Origin of the sequence: Rhodococcus sp. ACPA1 (genome assembly GCF_002300195.1) — a bacterium.
In the GTDB taxonomy this organism is placed as follows: Bacteria; Actinomycetota; Actinomycetes; order Mycobacteriales; family Mycobacteriaceae; genus Rhodococcus_F; species Rhodococcus_F opacus.
On sequence record NZ_NSDX01000004.1, the window covers coordinates 1,207,931 to 1,229,112 of the forward strand.

Below are 21,182 nucleotides of genomic sequence, written 5' to 3' on the forward strand. Positions count from 1 at the left end.
GTTCGGTGGGTCCTTCCCGCCGCAAACAAAACCGTTGATACCAGTATCACAGAATTCTATTACCGCCCCGCCAACATGTTGTTTCATGATCTTTGGGAGCGTCCATCGTCATGAATCGGAGCACCCATGAATTCCACAGTCAGCGCACCCGGCTGGCAGAAGTCCGTCTTCGACGTTCTGCGTGAAGGAGATGTCAAGCAGATCGCGTACGTACCGGACGCCGGCCACTCGTACGCGATCCAAGCCGCGATCGCCGACCCCGGCATCGAAGACGTCGTGCTGACCACCGAGGAAGAGGGCGTCGGCGTTGTCAGCGGCGCGTGGCTCGGCGGGCAGCGCGCGGTCCTGCTCATGCAGAGCAGCGGAGTCGGTAACTGTGTCAACATGTTCTCCCTGCTGGAGATGTGCAAGTTTCCGTTCCTGACGCTGGTGACGATGCGTGGTGAGTACGCCGAGTTCAACCCGTGGCAGATCCCCATGGGTTCGACCACGCAGCAGGCCCTCGAAATCATGGGCATCACAGTTTTCCGGGTCGACGACCCCGATCAGGTCGGCGAGGTCGTCTCCGCCGCCTTCGATCAGGCATTTCTCGCTGGTGAGCGCGTCGCCGTGCTCCTGGGCCAGCGGCTCATCGGACGCAAGAAGTGGGAGCGCAAGTGAACGCACACAACTCGACCATCGGAACCCTCGCCGGCGAACGTCTGGACCGGCGCGAGTTCGTCGCGACACTGCTCGACCGAGCGCCGGAGGCACTGGTCGTCACCGGTCTCGGCTCCCCCTCCTATGACGTGTTCGCCGCCGGGGAGCGCGACCGCAACTTCTATTTGTGGGGCGCCATGGGCGCCGCCGTACCCACCGGCTTGGGCCTTGCGCTCGCTCGTCCGGACGAGTCCGTGGTCGTCATCACCGGTGACGGGGAACAGCTCATGGGAATCGGTGCGCTCGGATCGGTCGCGGTCAAGGCCCCGAAGAACCTCACCATCGTCGTCCTCGACAACGGGCACTTCGGCGAAACGGGCATGCAACGCAGCCATTCCAGTCTCGGAGCCGATTTGGCCGGCATCGCGTCGTCGTTCGGCATTGCCCGCACCGAACGGGTCCGCGACATCGCCGACGCCGACCATGTCGCACAGATCGTCACCGCCCGGGAAGGTACGACCTTCGTCCAGGTGTTCATCGAGCAGACCGAACCACCACGCGCCCTTCCGCCCCGGGACGGCACGGCGGTGAAGAACAAGTTCCGCGCCGCACTCGGCCTCGACACGTTCTGATGGCCGACACCGAAGCGAGAGAGAACACTGTGATGCAGAAATACCTTCTCCACATCGACGGTCAGCAGCGCCCGTCCGCCGACGATTCCTACTTCGAGACCGACAATCCCTTCACCGGCCGGCCGTGGGCGCAGATCGCGCGCGGGCAGGCCGAGGACGTCGAGGACGCCGTTCAGGCCGCGCACCGTGCCATGACCACCGGGCCGTGGGCGACCATGAGTCCCAGCGCCCGCGGTCTCCTCCTGCAGCGCGTCGCCGACGCGCTCGAGGACAACGCCGAACTCCTCGCCCGCATCGAGGTCCGCGACAACGGCAAGCTCTACAGCGAAATGTTCGGCCAGTGCCGGTATCTCGCGCAGTGGTACCGGTACTACGGTGGTCTCGCCGACAAGATCGAAGGCCGCGTCGTTCCCGTCGACAAGCCGGGATACTTCACCTACACCCGGCGCGAGCCGATCGGGGTCGTCGGAATCATCACCCCGTGGAACTCGCCGCTGCTCCTGCTCACCTGGAAGCTGGCACCCGCGTTGGCCGCTGGTTGCTCGGTCGTCGTCAAGCCCTCCGAATACACCTCCGCCTCCACCCTCGAATTCGTTCGTATCCTCGAGCAGGCGGGCCTGCCTGCCGGAGTGGTCAACGTGGTCACCGGATTCGGGCCGGACGTGGGCGGCCCGCTCGTCGACCACCCTCTGGTGCGCAAGGTCGGCTTCACCGGCTCGGACGCGACCGGGCGGCACATCGGCGCCGCGGCGGCGCGCGGCCTCAAGCGGGTTTCGCTCGAACTCGGCGGCAAGTCACCGAACATCGTCTTTGCCGACGCCGATCTCGACGCCGCGGTCAACGGCGCGGTGTCCGGAATTTTCGCCGCGACCGGTCAGACCTGCATCGCCGGCAGCCGGCTCCTGGTGCAGCGTTCCGTGCACGACGAGGTCGTCGCCAAGCTGGTCGCGCTGGCCTCGACCGCGCGGATCGGCGATCCGATGTCCCCCGACACCCAGGTGGGGCCGATCACGACTCGGGACCAGCACAAGAAGGTCCTCGAGTACATCGACATCGCCACCGCCGAGGGCGCACAACTCGCGCTCGGTGGCGGCGTGGCCACGGATACCGGAACCGATGGGTGGTTCGTACAGCCGACAGTGTTCACCGGGGTGAGCAATCAATCCCGGTTGGCGCAGGAGGAAGTCTTCGGCCCGGTGCTGGCGGTGATCCCGTTCGACACCGAAGACGAGGCGATCACCATCGCCAACGACTCGAAGTACGGTCTCGGTGCCGGGGTCTGGACCACCGATCTGTCCCGCGCGTTCCGCATGGCGGAGGCGATCGAGTCCGGGACGGTCTGGGTCAACACCTACCGCGCGGTCAGCTTCATGCTGCCGTTCGGCGGGGTGAAGGACTCCGGTATCGGCCGGGAAAACGGTGCCGAGGCAATCGACGAGTACCTCGAAACCAAGAGCGTGTGGATCAACACCGGGGCACCGACCGGAAACCCGTTCGTCCTGCGCTGACCGCGACGCACACGCGCGTCGCCACCTACCGCACCCCCGTTTCAGGCAATGGCCGAAACGAAACTGCCGGCGCCTCGTTGCCGGGTCACATCCGGCTCCGACGCGAACAGCGTGCACGTTTCCGGAGGTCGAGTACGAGGCGGTGGCGTATGGCCCTACCCGATGCCATGCGAGACGCGCGTCTGGCCGGAAGTGAAGGAAAGAAATGACGAACGACACTGTGACGAGACTCGAAACTGTGCCGACGGCGTCGGTCTCCGATGCCCTCGACGCCCTGGGGCACCCTGGTTCCCTCCACGGCATCGGCCCGCTCGCCTCCGGCATCCGAGTGTCGGTGCGTGCGTTCACAGTTCGCTACGAACCGGTAACCGACGAGTCCGGAACGGTGGGCGACTTCCTCGACGACGTCGAACCAGGATCCGTGATCGTCATCGACAACCAGGGCCGCACCGACTGCACGGTGTGGGGAGGCATCATGACGCAGATCGCGGCCGCCCGCGGAATCGGTGGAACCGTGATCAACGGGACCTGCCGGGACACCGCCACTTCCCTCGAACAGAACTATCCGATCTGGAGTACGGCACGGTTCATGCGGACCGGCAAGGACCGCGTCCGGCTTGCCGAGGTGCAGGGCGAGGTGGTGATCGACGGAGTCACCATCCGCCCGGGTGATTACATCACCGCCGACTCCGACGGCGTTGTCGCAGTCGCCGCGAGCATCGTCGACGAGGTGCTCGACGTCGCCGAACGGATCGAGCAGGTCGAGGCCGACATCGTCGCCGCGGCCCGCGACGGAAGAACTCTCCGCGAAGCGCGACAGCGCTTTTCGTACCACACACTGCAGAGGAAGCAGGCATGAGCGACCTGGCCCGCGGTCACGCCACCGCCACCATCTACGAAGCATCCAAGATGAACATCGCACTCGACCCGGCGATCAGGCCCTCGTGGACCGGCGCGCGGGTCGCGGGTCCGGCGTACACGGTGCAGGGTGCGGGCGGTGACAACCTGGCGCTGCACAACGCGGTCGCCGCCGCCCCGGCGGGGCACGTTCTGGTCGCCGATCTCGGCGGCGCCCTTCACGGGCACTGGGGTGAGGTGCTCGCCGTCGCAGCGCAGCAGCGTGGGCTGCTGGGGTTGATCATCGATGGCGGCGTCCGTGACACCGTCGAACTCGCCGGCATCGACTTTCCCGTCTTCTCGCGCGGCATCTCCATCGTCGGCACCCGCAAGGGCTACCAGGGTGGTCTCGGCGTGCCGATCACTGTCGGTGGAATTCGAATCGCAACTGGGGATCTCGTCGTCGGAGATGCGGACGGTGTCGTGGTGATACCGCACGAACACGTCACCGACGTTCTCGAACGCTCGGACGCGCGAGTGGCCGACGAAAAGCGCATCTTCGACGAGTTGTGCGTCGGCAAGACCACGCTCGAGCTGTACAACTTCGCCGCCATCCCCTAGCCGGCACTCGGAGACAATTCGGCGGGAAAGTCTGCGTAACAGATCTGCGATGGGTGCCCAGTACAAAGCGATTGCCGAGCCCACGCCTTCGGAGTGGGAAAGCGCTATGGAGTGTGGCTACATCGGCGACTGAGACTCCGCCGCGAGGCACAGTGGTCCTTGGAATGAGGCGGCCTGTACAACGCGAGAACGCAGCGCCCAGGTTCGACCACTGGCGCAATAGGTGAACACAACGGGGCCTAATGGGTGAACACCCCCTCGGTGTCCTATGGAACTAGGCCGCTTGTATCCAAGGTGTCGAGAATGAAGTGGTGAAAGCCTTCGGCGACCGAGGAGGTGAGGGGTCGATCGGCCCGGATCATGCCGATCGTTCGCCAAGCATCGCGATCGCGGAGTTCCACCAGCACGGTCCCCTCGGGAGGGTCGGCAGCCGCCGATGGAGCAGGAACAACTCCTACGCCCACTCCGGCCGCGATCATGGCGCGCATCGTGCCGACCTCGGTGACCGAGAACGCGATTCGCGGGGCGAAGCCGGCAGCTCGGGCGAGACGGTCGGTGAGTTGGCGCAGCCCGTACTCCGGCGTGAGCGCCACGAAATCGTCTTCGGCGACTTCGGCGAAACTCACCGTCTTGCGGCGGGCCAGCCGGTGACGGACCGGGACGAGCAAGCGAACCGGTTCGGTGGCCACCGGTGTCCACACCAGGTCGTCGACGGGGGGCTCGGGTGCCACGAAACCGAGATCGGACCGGCCCGCCCTCACATCATCGACAACCGAATCGGCCGCAGCGCCGCGTAGTTCGAATCTCACCTTGGGATGTTCGGCGCGGTACCTGCTGATCAGTTCCGGCACGAGCCACTCGCCGAGGCTGTGCAGGAAGCAGAGGGAGACGGTGCCTTCGTTCGGATCCGCAAGGGTGCTGATCCGGTTGTGTGCGGAATCCACCTCGCTCAATGCGCGCAACGCATGTGCGCGGAGAATCTCGCCGTACCGGTTGAGATGGAGCCGATTGTGCCGCCGGTCGAACAAGCGCACCCCGAACCCCGTCTCCAGCCGGGCTATGGCCCGCGACAACGTCGGTTGCGTGACATGCATCTCCGCGGCGACAGCGGTGATGTTCTCCGATTCGGTGAGGGCGACGAACCATCGCAACTCCTGCAAGTTCACTGCCTGAGCTTATACGCGAAGCGTATGAGGACCAGCGGATATCGGCATTTCACAAACCGCCGCAGGGGCGCGACAGTGAAAGGGCACTGACGCGACTGACCCGGCAAGGAGAATGACGTGAGTACCGAGCGTTCGGATTTTGCTTCCCACCCTGTGCATCGGCCATTGGAGGGTGTCGTGGTGGTCTCGCTCGAACAGGCGATCGCGGCACCGTTCGCGACCCGGCAACTCGCCGACCTCGGTGCGCGGGTGATCAAGATCGAACGTCCCGGCGTCGGCGATCTCGCACGCGGATACGACCGGACGGTTCAGGGGATGGCGAGCCATTTCGTGTGGACGAACCGTGGGAAGGAGAGCATCGAGCTCGACGTTCGCTCCGAGGACGGCAACCGGATCCTGCACCAACTCGTCGACCGCGCCGATGTCCTCGTCCAGAACCTGGCACCCGGCGCGGCGGGGCGCCTCGGCATCGGGGCCGAGCGCTTGCGGCAAACCCACCCGCGCCTGATCACGTGCGATATCTCCGGATATGGCCGCGGCGGCCCCTACGAGGCACGCAAGGCCTACGACCTGCTGATTCAGTGCGAAGCCGGACTGGTGTCGATCACCGGAACCGAGGACGAGCCCTCGAAGGTCGGTCTGTCCATCGCGGACATCTGCGCCGGCATGTATGCCTACTCGGGGATCCTCACCGCCTTGCTCGATCGTGGGCGGACCGGACACGGCGCCAACCTCGAGATCTCCATGCTCGAGGCGCTCGGCGAGTGGATGGGGTATGCCGACTACTACGCCCGATACGGCGGATCGGCGCCGGAGCGGACGGGAGCGAGCCACGCGACCATCGCACCGTACGGACCGTTCACTGCGGCGGACGGGGAGGTCGTCAACCTGGGTTTGCAGAACGAACGCGAATGGGAGGTGTTCTGCCGTGTCGTGCTGCAGGCGCCGGAGCTGATCGACGATCCGCGGTTCGTCACCAACGCCGACCGGGTCGCGCACCGCGCCGACCTCGATGGCGTCATCGCCGAGGTCGCCGCAGGCCTGACCGGCGCTGACCTCGTCGACAGGTTGGAAGCGGCGAAGATCGCGTATGCCCGGCAGCGCACGATGGACGAGTTCGCGGCGCACCCGCAGCTCGCGGCACGCTCCCGGTGGGCACAATTCGATTCCCCCGTCGGACGGCTCGAAGGACTACTGCCCCCGGTGACGGTGATGGGCGTCGAACACGAGATGCGCCCCGTACCCGGCCTGGGGGAACACACCGACAGCATCCTGACGTGGCTCGACGAGTACGCAGCGGTCGGGTCCTGACACTCCTCTTCCCTCCGCCGTCGGCCGTGTCGCGCCGTCGGCGACGAACTACCGAAGGAGAATTACCGTGAACAGCAGTGAAATCCAGGTCGAGCAGTCGGCGCCACCGGTCACCGGCTGGCCCGGCCGCTACTTCGAAGACTTCGAAATCGGAGACGTGTACCGGCACCCACTCGGCCGCACGGTGCTGCCGGTCGACAACTCGTGGATGACGCTTCTCACCCAGAACACCGCGCCGATCCACTTCGATGCGCACTACTCGAGTCAGACGACGTGGGGTAAGCCACTCGTGGACTCCACCTTCACACTTGCCCTCGTCACCGGGCAGAGCGTCAGTGACATCTCCCAGCACGTGCACGCCAACCTCGGCTGGGACCGAGTGCGCCTGCCGAATCCGGTATTCGAAGGCGACACCATCTACTCCCAATCGGAGGTCCTCACCAAACGAGAGTCCGCGTCCCACAGGGACATCGGCATCGTCACCGTGCGCACCATCGGGTACAACCAGGACGGCACCATCGTCATCACCTTCGAACGGACCCTCATGGTGTATCGCAAGGGGCGCGGACCGCACACGGCAGGCGTCGACCCCAAGTGGGACGACCGGTCACGCCGCGCAGCCGGCATCGAGTAGTCGATCGAAGTGCCGCCCGCGCCCCCGCTGGCCATGAAATACGGCCTCCGGTCTCGGTAGCCGTCCGCGCTGACGTCGGCGACAACGTGCGGGGCACGGTCGCACAGCTGATGTCGATGAGATTCGTCCTCGGCCGCGCTCCGAGCGACCCGCAGCAGTGCCGTCTAAAGCGAATGTAAGGAAAGCGGCCCATCCCTTCCCTCTCGCTGTGGCGGCGACCACATTGGTGTCAGTGACTATGCATCATCACAGCAGTCGAGGAAGGAACATCATGCGACACACGACTTCGAACCCAGCGTCGTCGACCGGCGAGAGGCGGGTTGTTGCGAACGTGGTTCGCGGCTGCATCGGCAACCTCGTGGAGTGGTACGACTGGTTCGTCTATGCAGCGTTCAGTGTGTTCTTCGCGGCGTCCTTCTTCCCGCAGAGCAGCACGACCGCCCAGCTTCTCTCCACGGCACTGGTTTTCGCGGTCGGATTCCTGATGCGCCCGATCGGTGGGTACATCCTGGGCCGATACGCGGACCGGTACGGGCGTAAGAATGCGCTGACGTTGTCGGTGCTGATGATGGCCGCGGGATCGCTGATCATCGCTGCGACACCGAGTTTCGAGGCGATCGGCATGCTCGCACCGGCGCTGCTGGTGATGGCGCGACTGATCCAGGGGCTCTCCGTGGGAGGCGAATTCGCTTCCAGCGCCACGTATCTGTCCGAGGTTGCGACGCCCGGTCGACGCGGCTTCTACTCGAGCTTCCAGTACGTGTCGATCATTCTGGGTCAGCTCGCTGCGCTCGGCGTCCAGATCATCCTGCTGCAGCTCCTCACCATCGACCAGATGGAGGCCTGGGGTTGGCGTATTCCGTTCGTGATCGGCGCTATCGCCGCCGTCACCGTGATGCTCTTCCGTCGTGGGATGGACGAATCGGACCAGTACAAGGAGGAAGCGGCTCAGATCGCTGCCGAGAAGGCATCCGGTACGACGCCGTCGGCCAAGCGCGGCACCCTCCGCCTGCTGCTGCAGTACCCGAAGCAACTCGCGATGGTGTTCGGCCTCGCGATCGGCGGCACCGTCGCGTTCTACACGTACACCACGTACCTGCAGAAGTACATGATCAACACCTCGGGGATCGCCCCGGAAACGGTGGCGTGGATCAACTTCGCCGCACTGTTCATCTACATGCTTCTGCAGCCCGTGGCCGGACTGATCTCCGACCGCATCGGTCGCCGCAAGGTCATGCTGTTCTTCGGTGTCGGCTCGACCGTGCTGACCGTGCCGATCCTGACCGTTCTCGGCAACACCACCAATGCGTTCGTCGCGTTCGGCCTGATGATGACCGGACTGGTCATCGTGACCGCCTACAGCGCGCTGAGCGCGATCGTCAAGGCGGAGCTGTTCCCGACGAAGGTCCGCGCGCTCGGTGTCGGGTTGCCGCACGCGATCACCGCCGCCCTGTTCAGTGGCACGGCCGAGCCTCTCGCGCTCGCTCTCAAGCAGGCCGGACATGAGTCGGCGTTCTTCTACTACGTCGTCGGTTGCTCGGCACTGACCCTGGTCGCCGCACTGTTCATGTCCAAGGGCAAGGGCGGCACCACCCTCGATCCTGCGACGGAGAATCAGGCCCGCGACGGACGCGAGGAAGACCGCGACAACCGCGAACTCGAGCGTGTCTGATCCCTGCTCGTCCGGCATTGTTCCCCCGGCTCATCGTGGCCGGGGGACAATGCCGGTTATGCGGATTGCGGTGGTCGAGGACGACGACGGCGTCGGCAACGCACTCGTTGCGGGGCTGACCCGGCAGGCGCACCAGCCTGTGCGGATGAAGTTCGGGTCCGAACTGCTGCTGCACCACGGCGAGGTGGACTTCGTCCTGCTCGATCTCGGGTTACCGGACCGCGACGGGCTCGAGGTGCTGCGTCAGCTGCGCCAGGTCAGCGCCGTCCCCGTCATCATCCTGACCGCCCGCGACGACGAACGTTCGGTGGTGCGCGGCCTGCGCGGCGGCGCCGACGACTACCTGGTCAAGCCGGCGCGGATGTTGGAGCTCTTCGCTCGCATCGAAGTGGTGCGCCGGCGAAGTATGGCGGTCGAAGGCGGCGCACCACGAGAAGTGGTCACCGGAGACGTCCGCGTCGACCTCGATTCCCGCACCGTCACCGTGGCGGGCACAGAGGTGGACCTGACGTCGAAGGAGTTCTCCCTTCTCGAGATCCTGCTCGAGAACCCGGGGCTGCGGTCAGCCGTCAGCAACTGATGGATCGGGTCTGGGGTGACGCGTTCGTGGCGGTTTCGCGTTCGCTCGACGTCCACATCGGCACTCTGCGGGCCAAACTGGACCGGCCCGGGCTGATCAGCACCATCCGTGGTTTCGGCTACCGGTGGGTGTGCTGACCTCAGGGTCGAATCGACATGCGCCGACGGTTACTGCTGATTCTCGCGATACTCGGATCCTGTGCGGTCGCGAGTTTCGCCATCCCCCTCGCGCTCGCGACCGCGGACTCGCGGACGCAGTCGTTCACACTCGGCCGCGAGGGAGACATCCAACGGTTCGCCGTGCTCGCCGAGGAGTACGTCAGGACCGGAGACCCCGCCAGGATCGCCGGCGAGGTCGAGGCGTACGACGACGTGTACGGCGAGGGCGTTCTGGTGGTCTCCACGCGTGGTGTGCCCACCCTCGGCGTGGGCCTCGACGGCGACGAACCCGGAATCGACGCCGCGATTCGCAGCGGACTGCGCAACGAGCGCGTGTCCACCGTCGACCGGCTGTTCCCGTGGAGCGACGACGAGGCCCTGTTCGTCAAGCCGGTGGGGTCGGGCGCTCAGGTGAACGGCACCATCGTGCTGCGTGCCTCGACCGCCGAGGCCCGCTCCGACATCCTCCGGCAATGGGCCGTGATCGCGGCCGGCGCCGTGCTGGCACTGGTCGCTTTCGGTGTCCTCGCGGTCGCCTTGAGCCGGTGGGTGCTCGGACCGCTCGCGAATTTGTCCAAGGGAATCGTGCAACTCATCCGCCGGATGCCCGACGCGAGGACGCCGACGAGTTCCGTGCCGCCGCGATCCGTGCTGCCGGCCACGGCCGCAGGCGGGCCGCCCGAGGTGCGTCGGCTCGCGCATTCGTTCGACGTGATGTCTTCGGCGGTGCTGCGGGCAGCGGACGCGCAACAGCGCCTGATCGCCGACACCGCCCACCAACTGCGGAACCCGCTCGCGGCATTGCAGTTTCGCCTCGACCTCCTCGACGACGGGATACCGGACAATGCGCGCGAGGATTATCACAGCGTGACCGAGGAGGCCAAACGCTTGCAGATCATTCTCGACAGCCTTCTCTCGCTCGCCTCGGCCGAGACGCCGCGCTTCGGGGGCGATCGGTCCGAGGCGGCCTGCGACGCACTGTCAGTGGTAGCCGACCGGGTCGACTTCTGGTCGGTGACGGCCCGCGAACGTGGTGCGCGTCTGGTTACCGTCGCGGCCCCCGACGTCGACCGTGTCCCGGTCGCGATCGCCGAGAACGATCTGTCCCAGGTGCTCGATGTGCTGATCGACAACGCCTCCCGGTACGCAGGCCCACACCCCACCATCGAAATCGGCGTGGCCGTGGAACCGTCGCACGATCACACTCCGGTGTGCGTGTGGGTGGCCGACGACGGTCCGGGAGTCCCGGAAGAGTTGCGCGGCAAGCTCACCGAGCGCTTCTTCCGGGCCAGCGACCAGGTCGGAACGGGTCTCGGCCTCTCCATCGTCGAGGTGGTCGCCGCAGCCTACGGCGGGCGTCTCGTCATCGACGAGGCCCCCGCGGGCGGACTGCGCGTACGCTTGTGGCTCGAACCGCACGTGGAGAAGCTGGACGATGATTAACCGGCGACAGTTCATCGGCGGTGTGGCCGCAGCGGTCGCACTGTCCGGGTGCGCCCGTACCCAGCCCTCGGGGACGTATGAGATCGCGTCGGGTGAGCGCGACGGATTCCAGTCCGAGTTCGCCGAGTTGCTTGCGGACGTCCCGCCCCCCTCGGGCGGGGACCTTCGGTTGACGGTGCGCTACACCACCGGTTCCCTGGAGAACCTCTCGCTGCTGGCGTCGGGTGAGGTACTCATCGGGCTGACCCTGGCCGACTCCGCTGTCGAGTCGGCCACCCCGATCGTGGCCATCGGCCGGGTGTACGAGAACTATCTCCAGTGCGCGGTGCCGGCCCGCTCACCCTTCCACACGATGAAAGATCTTCGGGGCCAGACGATCAGCCTCGGAGCCCCGGGTTCCGGAACCGCGCAGACCGGACTGCGGGTCCTCGAGGCGAGCGGACTGACCCTCGACGACGTGACGGTGCGCCCGGTCTCACTCACCACCGTTCTGGATTCCCTGCGCGACGGCACGGTCGCCGCCGCACTGTGGGCCGGTGGCGTGCCCACCCCGGCGGCGATGCCGCGGCCCGGTCACGGTCCGGACGGCGGGATCCGGCTACTCGACCTGTCCGCCGAGTACGTCGAGATGCGCAAGAACTACGGGCCCATGTACGAACCGGTTTCGGTCCCTGCCCGGACATACGGTGACACTGCCGAGACCGCGACGGTGGGGGTTCCCAGCCTGCTCGTCGCCTCGCCGCAGCTGCCCGCCGCCGTGGCAGGTGCCCTCGTCGACCTTCTCATCGATCGAGCCCAGGACCTGATTCCCCCCGATACCGTCGGCGCGCAGTTCCTCGACGCCCGATCACTGATCCAGACAGCCGGCGTCCCTCGCCATCCGGGGGCTGTCGAGGCGTACCGCCGTCACCACGGTTAGAAGGCGGACGGGTACCGCCGGCAACCTCAAGTACGTGTAAACCTGGCCCTCGCCCGATTGACTATGGCGCGTACATAGAGGCAAAATGGCCGTACATTTCGAGGAAGGCTGGCTCCATGGCATCGCAGACCGCCCTACCGCTCGCGGGGATCACCGTCGTGAGCATCGAACAAGCAGTTGCTGCACCCTTCGCGACCCGGCAACTGGCCGACCTCGGTGCCCGCGTCATCAAAGTGGAACGTCCCGACGCCGGCGACTTCGCCCGACGTTACGACGAGACCGTGCACGGCGAATCGAGCTACTTCGTCTGGCTCAACCGCTCCAAGGAGTCGCTGACCCTCGACCTGAAGTCCGAGGAGGGCCGCGGCATCCTCGAAAAGCTCTTGTCCACAGCGGATGTCTTCGTACAGAACCTGGCTCCTGGCGCGGCAGCCCGAATGAACCTCGACGCCCAGTCGCTCCAGCAGCGGTATCCCACGCTGATTCCGTGCGACGTGTCCGGCTACGGCAACACCGGTCCCTGGTCCGATCGCAAAGCCTACGACATGCTCGTCCAGGGCGAATCCGGTCTGATGTCGCTGACCGGCCCCGACGAGTGCCCGTCCAAGGTCGGAGTGTCGATCGCCGACATCGCGGCCGGCATGTACGCCTACAGCGGGATCCTGTCCGCGCTGTACACGCGCGCAACCACCGGCACGGCCCGCGCGGTCGAGGTCGCTCTGTTCGAGGCGCTCGGCGAATGGATGGGATCTCCCGCCTACTACACCGAGTACGGTGGCCGGCAGCCGAGCCGGGTCGGAGCGGAACACGCGACGATCGCCCCGTACGGCCCGTTCCCCACCGCCGACGGCACGGTCCTGCTGTCGATCCAGAACGACCGCGAATGGTCCGCGTTCTGCTCGGAGGTCCTCGGCGACGAGTCGATCTCCACCGACCCGCGTTTCTGCCGTAACTCCGCGCGGGTGACGCACCGTGAGGAATGCAACGCTCTGATCTCCGAGCGGACGCGTCTGCTCAGCACCGACGACGCCCTCGCCCTGCTCGACAAGGTGTCGATCGCCAACGGCAGGCTGGGCACCGTAACGGACTTTCTGTCCCACCCGTCCCTGGCCGGCCGTGACCGTTGGCGTGAGGTGGCTACCCCGGGCGGCCCGGTTCGGGCGTTGCTGCCGCCCGCGAACCTCAGTGGTGTGGAACCTCGATTCGATCCGGTTCCGGCTCTGGGCGCGCACACGGATGCCATCCTGGGGGAGCTCGGCTATACCGACGGCGTGATCTCCGAGCTGCACGCGGCAGACACGGTCTGAGGGCCGGCAGTGCCCCGTGCAGTGGCGTCCGACGGAACGCGTATCGCGTACCAGGTCAGCGGCGGCGGACCGCCGCTGCTGCTGCTCGCCGGTCAGGCCAACAATCACCACTGGTGGGACCGCGTTCGCGCGGACTTCGACACGCACTTCCGCACCATCACGGTGGACTACCGCGGAACCGGAGCAAGCGACAAGCCCGAGACCGAGTACAGCACAGTACTGTTCGCCGCCGATGCGATCTGCGTGCTGGACTCCCTCGGCATCGAGAGGGCGCACGTCTACGGCACCTCCATGGGAGGCCGGGTGGCGCAATGGGTCGCCGCGCGCCACCCGGAGCGTGTCCACACACTGATCCTCGGCTGCACCTCGCCCGGCGGAACGCACGCGGTGGAGCGCAGCCGGGAGGTGCGCGCGAGCCTGGCGCAACCCGATCCCGACCGGTCATGCCGCGCCCTGTTGGAGTTGATGTACACACAGGATTGGATCGGTCGAAATCTCGGTCCCTACAACACCCTCGGTGATCCGGACATGCCCGCGCACGCCAAGCTCGCCCACCTGCGGGCCAGCAACGGCCACGACGCGTGGGATGCGCTGCCGTCGATCAGTGCACCGACCCTCGTCCTGCACGGGACCGACGACCTTCTGTCCCCGGTCGACAACGCTCCCCTGCTCGCCGAGCGGATCCCGAATGCCCGCGTGCGGTTGCTCCCCGGCGCACGGCACGCGTACTTCGAAGAAGATCGCACTGTCGCGGGCGCCGCGGCGATCAGCTTCCTCTTCGCACCGTGAGAATTCGCTCACGAGTGGGGTTGAGGCGCACTAGTCACCGGATCCGGGCATGACGATACCGACCTTCGCGGCACCGTGGCCGTGGTCGCGGGCGGCGGCGAGTGCGGCGGGAGTGTCCTCGAGGTCGAACATCTTCTCGAGGCAGTGGTCGACCTCGATCGTCCCGGTATCGATGGCCTCGACTGCCGCCCGGAACGACAGCAGCCCGGCCTCGGACTGCGTACCGTTGACCCACTCCATGGTCAGGGATTTGCGGAATGAACGCTCCACGGGGAACGGCGCGTTGCCCTTCGATTCGGGGTAACCGAAGAATCCGACAGTCCCGCGAATACGCGCGGCTTCGACCGCGGCGGCACGGGCGAGGTCGTAACCCGCGGCCTCGATCACCAAGTCCGCACCGACGCCGCGGGTCGCGTCGAGTACGACGTCGGAGATCGACTCGACCGGCTCGAGGACGGTCCGTGCCGCGCCGAGCCGTGCAGCGATGGCGAGGCGGTCCTTGTCCAGGTCGGCGACGGTGACCTCGACGCCCCGAGTGATCAAGTGCTGCAGGTAGAACAGACCCGAGGAGCCGGCGCCGATGACCGCCGCGGTCTGGGGCATACGCTCGACCGGGGTGTCGGCGGGCAGAAACTTCTTCATTCCGAAGAGAGTGGTGCCGAGTTGCTGTGCGAGCAGCATGCGCCGTAGGTCGACGCCGTCTTGCAACGCGATCACATGGCTGGCGTCGACGGCCTGGTACTCGGCGAAACAACCACCGCGCTGACCGTGGGGAACGGTCAGCACTGGCCGTCCGACCTCGACATCCGAATTCTCGCTCCGAACAACGATTCCCACTCCCTCGTGACCCGGATATCCAGGTCTTCCGAGAAGCTCGGGGTTGTGGAATCCGTCGAAGACGATATGGACGTCGGAGCCGCAGATCGAGGCGTATCGCATTTCCACGAGCACTTGGTTCGGCTCCGGGACCGGCCGGGAGAAGTCGCGAACTTCGACGACGCCGGGTGTGGTCACGCATGCTGCACGCATTCATGCCTCGCTTGGGTGAGTCGGTGCGGGGAGTCGGAGGACGCGGCGGATAGTCCCTCGGCGCGCCTTCCTGGATGGCGGTCACCGTATCGCACGCAGTCGGCGGCGACAAGAGGAATCACCCTCGGTTTCGGGGACGAGCAGCGAGTCGAACCAGGTGCAGCACAGTCGCTTCGACTCAATCGGGTTGCCATGTCCGCTCGTCATCACTCCATCAGAATTTGGCATTATCGCGCCTGGTCCATCAGGTAGCAGAATCACCTGAGTCACTACAACGAAGTGAGATCCAGATAACTACTTCGAGGCGAAGTAACGCAGGCTACCGAGGGGTGTGGTGCATCCCAGCGGCTCCGAAACCCTCAGCCCCTGAGGCGGGTTCGTGACGGACCGGACCGTCGATCGGTGAAGCCCGCAGCCATTGCAGGATCCATTCCCACCACAAGGAGTCGCCATGACCCCCTCCACACCGCCGCAAGCTCACAGAACCGATGATCGATCAGAGGAGCCGCCTCGCTCGCGCAGTCACTACGTCAAGTCGGTGCTGGTCGGTTCCATCGGCAACATGATCGAATGGTTCGACTGGTTCGTGTATTCGACTTTCGCAATCTATTTTGCCGGACAATTCTTTCCGAGCGACGACCGCACCGCGCAGCTCCTGAACACGGCGGCCATCTTCGCCGTCGGATTCCTGGCGAGGCCTCTCGGCGGCTGGTTGCTCGGGCGTCTGTCGGACCGCAACGGCCGTAAAGCCGGCCTGACGGTGTCCGTCGGAATGATGTCTGCGAGCGCCTTGATGATCGCTCTCGCGCCGAACTACGAGACGGCCGGCAATCTGGGAGCGTGCCTGTTGGTCACCGCGCGCATCCTGCAGGGACTGTCGGTCGGTGGCGAGTATGCCGCGTCGGCAGCGTATCTGACCGAGGTATCCAAGAAGGGCTGGCGGGGTCTGGGGGCGAGTTTCCAATACATCTCCGTCACCCTGGGGCAGCTCGCCGGCCTGCTGGTCCTCATCGTCTTGCAGTTCTCCTTGTCCGACGAACAGCTGACGTCGTGGGGTTGGAGGGTGCCGTTCGCGATGGGTGCCATCGGTGCCGTCGCGGTCTTCTACCTGCGGCGCGGAATGCACGAGACGACGGCCTACTCGGTTGCCGAAACGGTCGATACCGAAGATCGCCGGGGAACACTGGCCGAGGTATGGCGCAACCGGCGCGCCGCCGTCGTCGTCTTCACCCTGACCCTCGGTGGCACCGTCGCCTACTACACCTACACCACCTACCTGACCAGCTACTTCGTGAACAGCGTCGGCCTCGAGAAGTCGCAGGCCTCGACGATCAGCTTCATCGGACTGCTCGTCTTCCTGGTCCTCTTGCCGATCGGTGGATACGTCTCCGACCGCAAAGGCCGGCGGCCCGTCCTCATCTTCTTCGGCATCGGCACCACGATCGGAACGTATCCGATCCTGCAGGGAATGCAGAACAATCCCACGTGGCTCACCTGCCTGGTGCTCACCGTCCTCGGCCTGGTGTTCGTGGTGGGGTACTCGTCGGTCAACGCGGTGGTCAAGGCCGAACTGTTCCCCACCGGGGTACGAACGGTCGGTGTTGCCATCCCGTACAGCATCGCCACCGCCGTGTTCGGGGGCACTGCCCCATACATCGCTCTGGCGTTCCGCGACGCGGGCCGGGAGAGTTGGTTCTTCATCTACGTCTCGATCTGCGCGGCCATCTCACTGATCACCTACGTGTTCATGCGTGAGACCAAGGACGTCAACCTCATCGCCGCGACGGCAGCCCCGGGACCGACCGACCGCGCGCAGCACTCGGCCTCGAAGGGGACACCGATCACCACCGTCCAGGGTTGAGAAATTGGTATTCTCTGTTGTGATCGATGCCGCTCCTGCATATCGCCTGCTGATGGTGCGGGCCGGCGGGTAGCTCGGGAAGGTGGGTCGTCCGGTGGACGTCAAGCAGTTGACTGCACTCGTTGCAGTGGCGGACGCCGGGAGCGTGACCCGCGCAGCCGAACTACTCCACTTGGTTCAGCCGGCGGTGACACGCCAAATTCACACGCTCGAACAGGAACTGGGTGTCCCGCTGTTCGAACGTAGCCGTGCGGGAATGGAATTGACGGAGTCCGGCCGGCTCATGCTCGAGCGCGCCCGGAGGGTGCTGTCCGAACTCGAGCGTGCCCGGGCCGAGATCCGACCGAATCCAGGGGTGCTGCAAGGGATCGTGACGGTCGGACTTCTGTCCTCCACCTCCGAACTGCTCGCCGAACGACTCGTCGCGGCCGTATTGCAGGAGCATCCCGCCGTCCGGCTGCGAATAGTGTCCGGTTACGCCGGACACGTGCGGCAGTGGCTCGATGCCGGTGACATCGACCTCGGCCTGCTCTACAACCTGAAATCCACGTCGTCGCTCAACGTGCGGGCACTGCTCGCCGAAAACCTGTGGGCGGTTGGCCCGCCCGACGGCGGGCTCGACACCGGCCGACCGGTCACCCTCGACGAAGTCGCGAGTCACCCGGTCGTGATGCCCAGTGCGCCCCACGGAATTCGGACATTGGTAGCGGAGGCGTGCGCGAGACTCGACATCGTCCTGAACATTGTCGTCGAGACCAACGAAGTGAGCATCCAGAAGCGGCTCGTGCGAGCTGGTCACGGCTGGACGATCCTGCCGGGCATCGCCGTTGCCGGTGATGTCGCCAGCGGTCTGCTCAGTGCGGCGCCGCTCCATTCCCCGGCGGTCGAGCGCACCGTCGCGCTAGCGTTACCGAGCGCCCCGCGGATCCCGCCTGCCGTCCGCGCGGTGGCTGATCTGCTGGTCCGCCAGATGCGTGACGCCGTCGAGCGCGGTGAGTGGCCGTCCGCCCGTTGGAAGCCGGACGACTAGTCGCGCGCGGATCAGAGACCTCCGCGTGCCACCAGCTGGCCGGCGATGACGTTGCGCTGGATCTCGTTGGTGCCCTCGCCGACGATCATCAGCGGGGCGTCGCGGAAGTACCGCTCGACGTCGTACTCGGTGGAATAGCCGTAACCTCCGTGGATGCGCACCGCGTTGAGGGCGATGTCCATCGCGACCTCGGACGCGTACAGCTTGGCCATTCCGGCCTCCATGTCGCACCGGTCGCCGCTGTCGTACTGCTCGGCGGCATGCCAGGTCAGCTGCCGTGCCGCGGTCAGCTTGGTTGCCATGTCGGCCAGGTAGTTGCCGATCGACTGGTGCTTCCAGATCGGTTTGCCGAAGCTCTCCCGCTGCTGCGCGTAGGCGAGGGAGTCCTCGAGCGCCGCCGTGGCCACACCCAGGGCCCGGCAGGCCACCTGGATGCGGCCGGTCTCGAGGCCCTTCATCATCTGCGCGAACCCCTTGCCCGGGGTGCCGCCGAGGATCGCCGTGGCCGGGGTCCGGTAGTTGTCGAACGACAGCTCACAGGTTTCGACGCCCTTGTAGCCGAGCTTGGGCAGATCCCGGGACACCGTCAGACCGGGACCGTGCTCGACCAGGACGATCGAAATCCCCTTGTGCTGGGGGGTCGCCTTCGGGTCGGTCTTGCACAGCAGCGCGATCAGCCCGGAGCGGCGGGCGTTGGAGATCCACGTCTTCGACCCGGTGATCACCAGATCGTCGCCGTCGGTCTTGGCGTTGGTGGACATCGCCTGCAGATCGGACCCGCCGCCGGGCTCGGTCAGCGCCATGGTGGCCCGGATCTCACCGGTCGCCATCTTCGGCAGGTACTGCCGCTTCTGCTCCTCGGTGCCGTACAGCGACAGCAGCTTCGCGACGACGGTGTGCCCGCCCATCGCCCCCGCCAGGCTCATCCACCCGCGGGCCAGTTCCTGGGTGACCTGCGCATAACAGGGCATCGACACCGGTGATCCGCCGTACTCCTCCGGGACCGCCAGACCGTAGATCCCGATCTGCTTCATCTGCTCGATCCACTTCTCGGGGTACTCGTTGGCGTGCTCGACCTCCTGCACCGACGGCTTGACCTCGCGGTCGACGAACTCGCGGACCGTCTTGACCAGGAAGGTCTCTTCCTCGTTCAGCCTGTAGCTCATTGCACTTCTCCCGAATCGGCGCGAGGGGCCCTAGTGGCCCGGTGATTTGTACGGCCATATTCTCGGTTATGTACGTATTCGTCAAGGGTGGGCGTTGACATCCATGCACATCCGGTGCCACCATTTGGTCCGGATAGTTCCTATCTATGCTGTTCAAGGGCTCAGAGCGCGATCGGAAGGGCCGATGGACCTAATGGCCGTATTTACAGTCCCTTCACAGAGTGAATGGCCGGAAAGTGCCCCATCGATCACCACGACCTCCCGTCGAGCGAATACCGTTTCTCACGAAAGAGGCGAGCAGGATGTCTCAGCGCAGGTTCGAACTCCAGCAGGTCGCACTCTCCGTGTCGGACTGGGATTGGCGGATGCACGCGCGATGCCGGTCCATGGACGCCGAGCTCTTCTTCCCGTACGAGGGCGAAGGGCAGGGCGCACGCATTCGTCGAGAACGAGCCGCAAAGCATGTCTGCGAGCCCTGCCCGGTCCGGACCGAGTGCCGAAATCACGCACTGATCACCGGTGAACAATTCGGCGTCTGGGGCGGCACGACGGAGAAGGACCGCCGGTATCTTCGACCACCACGACTCGGTCGATACCGCTCATGACTGCGGGATGCCCGCGGCGTCCCCGCTCGCCGCGTAACGGCTCAATGCTGGTAAGCGCGCAGCGCGGTTCGTAGTCCCGCGCGCCGTCCTGTGCCTCCGGCGACGGGCGTGGTGGGTGCTGTGCGGAATTTCAGTTCGGACGCGGTCTCGGGAGCATCGTCGGCGGTCGCGGACAGAAACCGGTCCGGGAGTGCCAGCTTGTGGATGGTGCGCAGGGTCAAAAGGTATTGCTTGGCAAGCGAACCGGTGGTGTAGGGCAGATCGTACTTCTCGCACAGTGCGCGGACCCGCATCGCGATTTCCGGGTACCGATTGCTGGGGAGGTCCGGGAACAGGTGGTGCTCGATCTGGTAGCAGAGGTTGCCGCTGAGGAATGCCAGCACGGCGCCGGCTCGGAAGTTGGCGGTACCGAGCATCTGCCGTAGATACCATTCCGCCCGGGTCTCGTTTTCCAGTTCGGCGGGGGTGAACTTCTCGGCGCCGTCCGGGAAGTGACCGCAGAAGATCACGACGTACGCCCACAGGTTTCGCAGCAGGTTGGCCGCGAGGTTCGCCTTCAGCGTCCGTCGCCACCGCCGCCCGCTGAGCGCGGGAAAGAGGACGTAATCCTTGCCGGTCTGCCGGACGATCTTGCCGATCAGTGCTCGGGTGTGGCCGGACTTCTCGGCGGCGGTGCCGGCGCGCTCCTGCTCGGAATACAACCCGTGCAGGGCGATGCCCCATTCGAACGTGGCCGCCAACAACAGGTTCCGCAGCGGTTGCAGAAGGTTGTCCGGTTTCCACGGCTGGTCGCGGGTGATGCGGATGACGCCGAATCCGAGGTCGTCGTCCATCCCGATCACGTTGCTGAACACGTGGTGGCGATAGTTGTGGGAGTACTGCCACTGGGACGACAGGCCCGCCATGTCCCATTCCCACGTGCTGGAGTGGATTTCCGGGTCGTTCATCCAGTCCCACTGGCCGTGGGACACGTTGTGCCCGATCTCCATGTTCTCCACACTTTTGGCCACAGCGAGAGCCGTGGTTCCGAGGACCCACCCGACTCGCGTCCGGCTTGCGTGGATCACCAGCCGCGCAGCGGCATCCAGCCCGCGCTGGAAGGCGATCGTTCGGTGGATGTAGGTGGCGTCTCGCTCGCCGAGTGAATCGGTGATGTCCCGCCTGATGGCGTCGAGTTCGACGCTGAGCGCCTCGACGTCCTCTGCGGTGAGGCGCGCGTATTCCTTGATGTCGGATATCGCCATGGTCGACTCCAGTTTCCGGAACCACCCCGGA

General features: G+C 65.7%; 20 protein-coding genes and 1 pseudogene. 17 read left to right on the forward strand and 4 right to left on the reverse strand.

The window, feature by feature from the left end; all coding sequences use genetic code 11:
- Window positions 1-126: 126 nt before the first annotated feature.
- The 6 genes from CJ177_RS23555 (at window position 127) to CJ177_RS49430 (ending at window position 4,405) form a co-directional block, all read left to right on the forward strand.
- Window positions 127-660 carry a thiamine pyrophosphate-binding protein gene (locus tag CJ177_RS23555; RefSeq protein ID WP_005249959.1) on the forward strand — a complete coding sequence of 178 codons (534 nt, stop codon included), beginning with the start codon at window positions 127-129 and terminating at the stop codon, window positions 658-660.
- Window positions 657-1,271, forward strand: coding sequence for a thiamine pyrophosphate-dependent enzyme (locus tag CJ177_RS23560; RefSeq protein WP_095868715.1), 615 nt, complete (start codon window positions 657-659; stop codon window positions 1,269-1,271). Before CJ177_RS23555 ends, CJ177_RS23560 begins: the two co-directional genes overlap by 4 nt.
- Window positions 1,272-1,303: 32 nt before the next feature.
- Window positions 1,304-2,779, forward strand: coding sequence for an aldehyde dehydrogenase (locus tag CJ177_RS23565; protein ID WP_095868834.1), 1,476 nt, complete (start codon window positions 1,304-1,306; stop codon window positions 2,777-2,779).
- 205 nt (window positions 2,780-2,984) lie between these two features.
- Window positions 2,985-3,638 carry an RraA family protein gene (locus CJ177_RS23570; RefSeq protein ID WP_095868716.1) on the forward strand — a complete coding sequence of 218 codons (654 nt, stop codon included), beginning with the start codon at window positions 2,985-2,987 and terminating at the stop codon, window positions 3,636-3,638.
- Window positions 3,635-4,237 (forward strand): RraA family protein, encoded by a 603-nt coding sequence (locus tag CJ177_RS23575; protein ID WP_095868717.1) that lies wholly within the window; start codon window positions 3,635-3,637, stop codon window positions 4,235-4,237. The genes CJ177_RS23570 and CJ177_RS23575 overlap by 4 nt, the downstream gene beginning before the upstream one ends.
- Before the next feature lie 42 nt (window positions 4,238-4,279).
- Entirely contained in the window at window positions 4,280-4,405 is a 126-nt protein-coding gene (locus tag CJ177_RS49430; protein WP_080578319.1) for a WhiB family transcriptional regulator, read from the forward strand.
- Between the two features lie 98 nt (window positions 4,406-4,503).
- Here CJ177_RS49430 and CJ177_RS23585 read toward each other — a convergent pair whose 3' ends face one another.
- The gene (locus CJ177_RS23585) at window positions 4,504-5,403 is read right to left on the reverse strand and encodes a LysR family transcriptional regulator (protein WP_025433524.1); all 900 of its coding nucleotides are present in this window, start codon (window positions 5,401-5,403) and stop codon (window positions 4,504-4,506) included.
- A 117-nt stretch (window positions 5,404-5,520) separates the two neighbouring features.
- Here CJ177_RS23585 and CJ177_RS23590 point away from each other — a divergent pair, with 117 nt between their 5' ends.
- The 8 genes and pseudogenes from CJ177_RS23590 to CJ177_RS23625 all read left to right on the forward strand — a co-directional run bounded on the left by CJ177_RS23590 (window position 5,521) and on the right by CJ177_RS23625 (window position 14,216).
- Entirely contained in the window at window positions 5,521-6,714 is a 1,194-nt protein-coding gene (locus CJ177_RS23590; protein WP_095868718.1) for a CaiB/BaiF CoA-transferase family protein, read from the forward strand.
- Window positions 6,715-6,781: 67 nt separating this feature from the next.
- Entirely contained in the window at window positions 6,782-7,348 is a 567-nt protein-coding gene (locus tag CJ177_RS23595) for a MaoC family dehydratase (RefSeq protein WP_095868719.1), read from the forward strand.
- Window positions 7,349-7,619: 271 nt separating this feature from the next.
- Window positions 7,620-9,020 carry an MFS transporter gene (locus CJ177_RS23600; protein ID WP_095868720.1) on the forward strand — a complete coding sequence of 467 codons (1,401 nt, stop codon included), beginning with the start codon at window positions 7,620-7,622 and terminating at the stop codon, window positions 9,018-9,020.
- Between the two features lie 58 nt (window positions 9,021-9,078).
- Window positions 9,079-9,737: pseudogene (locus tag CJ177_RS23605) on the forward strand (response regulator transcription factor).
- Between the two features lie 18 nt (window positions 9,738-9,755).
- Complete coding sequence (locus tag CJ177_RS23610) at window positions 9,756-11,201, forward strand: HAMP domain-containing sensor histidine kinase (RefSeq protein ID WP_095868721.1); 1,446 nt, start codon at window positions 9,756-9,758, stop codon at window positions 11,199-11,201.
- Complete coding sequence (locus CJ177_RS23615) at window positions 11,194-12,120, forward strand: TAXI family TRAP transporter solute-binding subunit (RefSeq protein WP_061040788.1); 927 nt, start codon at window positions 11,194-11,196, stop codon at window positions 12,118-12,120. The genes CJ177_RS23610 and CJ177_RS23615 overlap by 8 nt, the downstream gene beginning before the upstream one ends.
- A gap of 116 nt (window positions 12,121-12,236) precedes the next feature.
- Window positions 12,237-13,427, forward strand: coding sequence for a CaiB/BaiF CoA-transferase family protein (locus CJ177_RS23620; protein WP_095868722.1), 1,191 nt, complete (start codon window positions 12,237-12,239; stop codon window positions 13,425-13,427).
- Between the two features lie 9 nt (window positions 13,428-13,436).
- Window positions 13,437-14,216 carry an alpha/beta fold hydrolase gene (locus CJ177_RS23625; protein WP_257014655.1) on the forward strand — a complete coding sequence of 260 codons (780 nt, stop codon included), beginning with the start codon at window positions 13,437-13,439 and terminating at the stop codon, window positions 14,214-14,216.
- A gap of 30 nt (window positions 14,217-14,246) precedes the next feature.
- Here the strand turns inward: CJ177_RS23625 and CJ177_RS23630 are convergent, their stop codons facing one another.
- The gene (locus tag CJ177_RS23630) at window positions 14,247-15,230 is read right to left on the reverse strand and encodes a zinc-binding dehydrogenase (RefSeq protein ID WP_179443269.1); all 984 of its coding nucleotides are present in this window, start codon (window positions 15,228-15,230) and stop codon (window positions 14,247-14,249) included.
- A 466-nt stretch (window positions 15,231-15,696) separates the two neighbouring features.
- Between CJ177_RS23630 and CJ177_RS23635 the strand changes: the two genes are divergently transcribed.
- Complete coding sequence (locus tag CJ177_RS23635; protein ID WP_257014656.1) at window positions 15,697-17,106, forward strand: MFS transporter; 1,410 nt, start codon at window positions 15,697-15,699, stop codon at window positions 17,104-17,106.
- 94 nt (window positions 17,107-17,200) lie between these two features.
- The gene (locus CJ177_RS23640; RefSeq protein ID WP_095868726.1) at window positions 17,201-18,136 is read left to right on the forward strand and encodes a LysR substrate-binding domain-containing protein; all 936 of its coding nucleotides are present in this window, start codon (window positions 17,201-17,203) and stop codon (window positions 18,134-18,136) included.
- 11 nt (window positions 18,137-18,147) lie between these two features.
- Here the strand turns inward: CJ177_RS23640 and CJ177_RS23645 are convergent, their stop codons facing one another.
- Window positions 18,148-19,302 (reverse strand): acyl-CoA dehydrogenase family protein, encoded by a 1,155-nt coding sequence (locus CJ177_RS23645; RefSeq protein WP_095868727.1) that lies wholly within the window; start codon window positions 19,300-19,302, stop codon window positions 18,148-18,150.
- 365 nt (window positions 19,303-19,667) lie between these two features.
- On the opposite strand from CJ177_RS23645, the gene CJ177_RS23650 reads away from it, so the two are divergent.
- Window positions 19,668-19,907: a WhiB family transcriptional regulator gene (locus CJ177_RS23650; protein WP_269455026.1), complete on the forward strand. Its 240-nt coding sequence runs from the start codon at window positions 19,668-19,670 to the stop codon at window positions 19,905-19,907.
- A 41-nt stretch (window positions 19,908-19,948) separates the two neighbouring features.
- Here the strand turns inward: CJ177_RS23650 and CJ177_RS23655 are convergent, their stop codons facing one another.
- On the reverse strand, window positions 19,949-21,151 hold the full coding sequence (locus CJ177_RS23655; protein WP_095868728.1) for an acyl-CoA desaturase: 1,203 nt from the start codon (window positions 21,149-21,151) through the stop codon (window positions 19,949-19,951).
- Between the last annotated feature and the right edge of the window lie 31 nt (window positions 21,152-21,182).

Coding starts and splice junctions, on each gene's coding strand:
- CJ177_RS23555 (WP_005249959.1), top strand. CDS start 127: ATGAATTCCACAGTCAGCGCACCCGGCTGGCAGAAGTCCGTCTTCGAC.
- CJ177_RS23565 (WP_095868834.1), top strand. CDS start 1,304: ATGCAGAAATACCTTCTCCACATCGACGGTCAGCAGCGCCCGTCCGCC.
- CJ177_RS23570 (WP_095868716.1), top strand. CDS start 2,985: ATGACGAACGACACTGTGACGAGACTCGAAACTGTGCCGACGGCGTCG.
- CJ177_RS23575 (WP_095868717.1), top strand. CDS start 3,635: ATGAGCGACCTGGCCCGCGGTCACGCCACCGCCACCATCTACGAAGCA.
- CJ177_RS23600 (WP_095868720.1), top strand. CDS start 7,620: ATGCGACACACGACTTCGAACCCAGCGTCGTCGACCGGCGAGAGGCGG.
- CJ177_RS23610 (WP_095868721.1), top strand. CDS start 9,756: ATGCGCCGACGGTTACTGCTGATTCTCGCGATACTCGGATCCTGTGCG.
- CJ177_RS23615 (WP_061040788.1), top strand. CDS start 11,194: ATGATTAACCGGCGACAGTTCATCGGCGGTGTGGCCGCAGCGGTCGCA.
- CJ177_RS23620 (WP_095868722.1), top strand. CDS start 12,237: ATGGCATCGCAGACCGCCCTACCGCTCGCGGGGATCACCGTCGTGAGC.
- CJ177_RS23635 (WP_257014656.1), top strand. CDS start 15,697: ATGACCCCCTCCACACCGCCGCAAGCTCACAGAACCGATGATCGATCA.
- CJ177_RS23645 (WP_095868727.1), bottom strand. CDS start 19,302: ATGAGCTACAGGCTGAACGAGGAAGAGACCTTCCTGGTCAAGACGGTC.
- CJ177_RS23650 (WP_269455026.1), top strand. CDS start 19,668: ATGCACGCGCGATGCCGGTCCATGGACGCCGAGCTCTTCTTCCCGTAC.
- CJ177_RS23655 (WP_095868728.1), bottom strand. CDS start 21,151: ATGGCGATATCCGACATCAAGGAATACGCGCGCCTCACCGCAGAGGAC.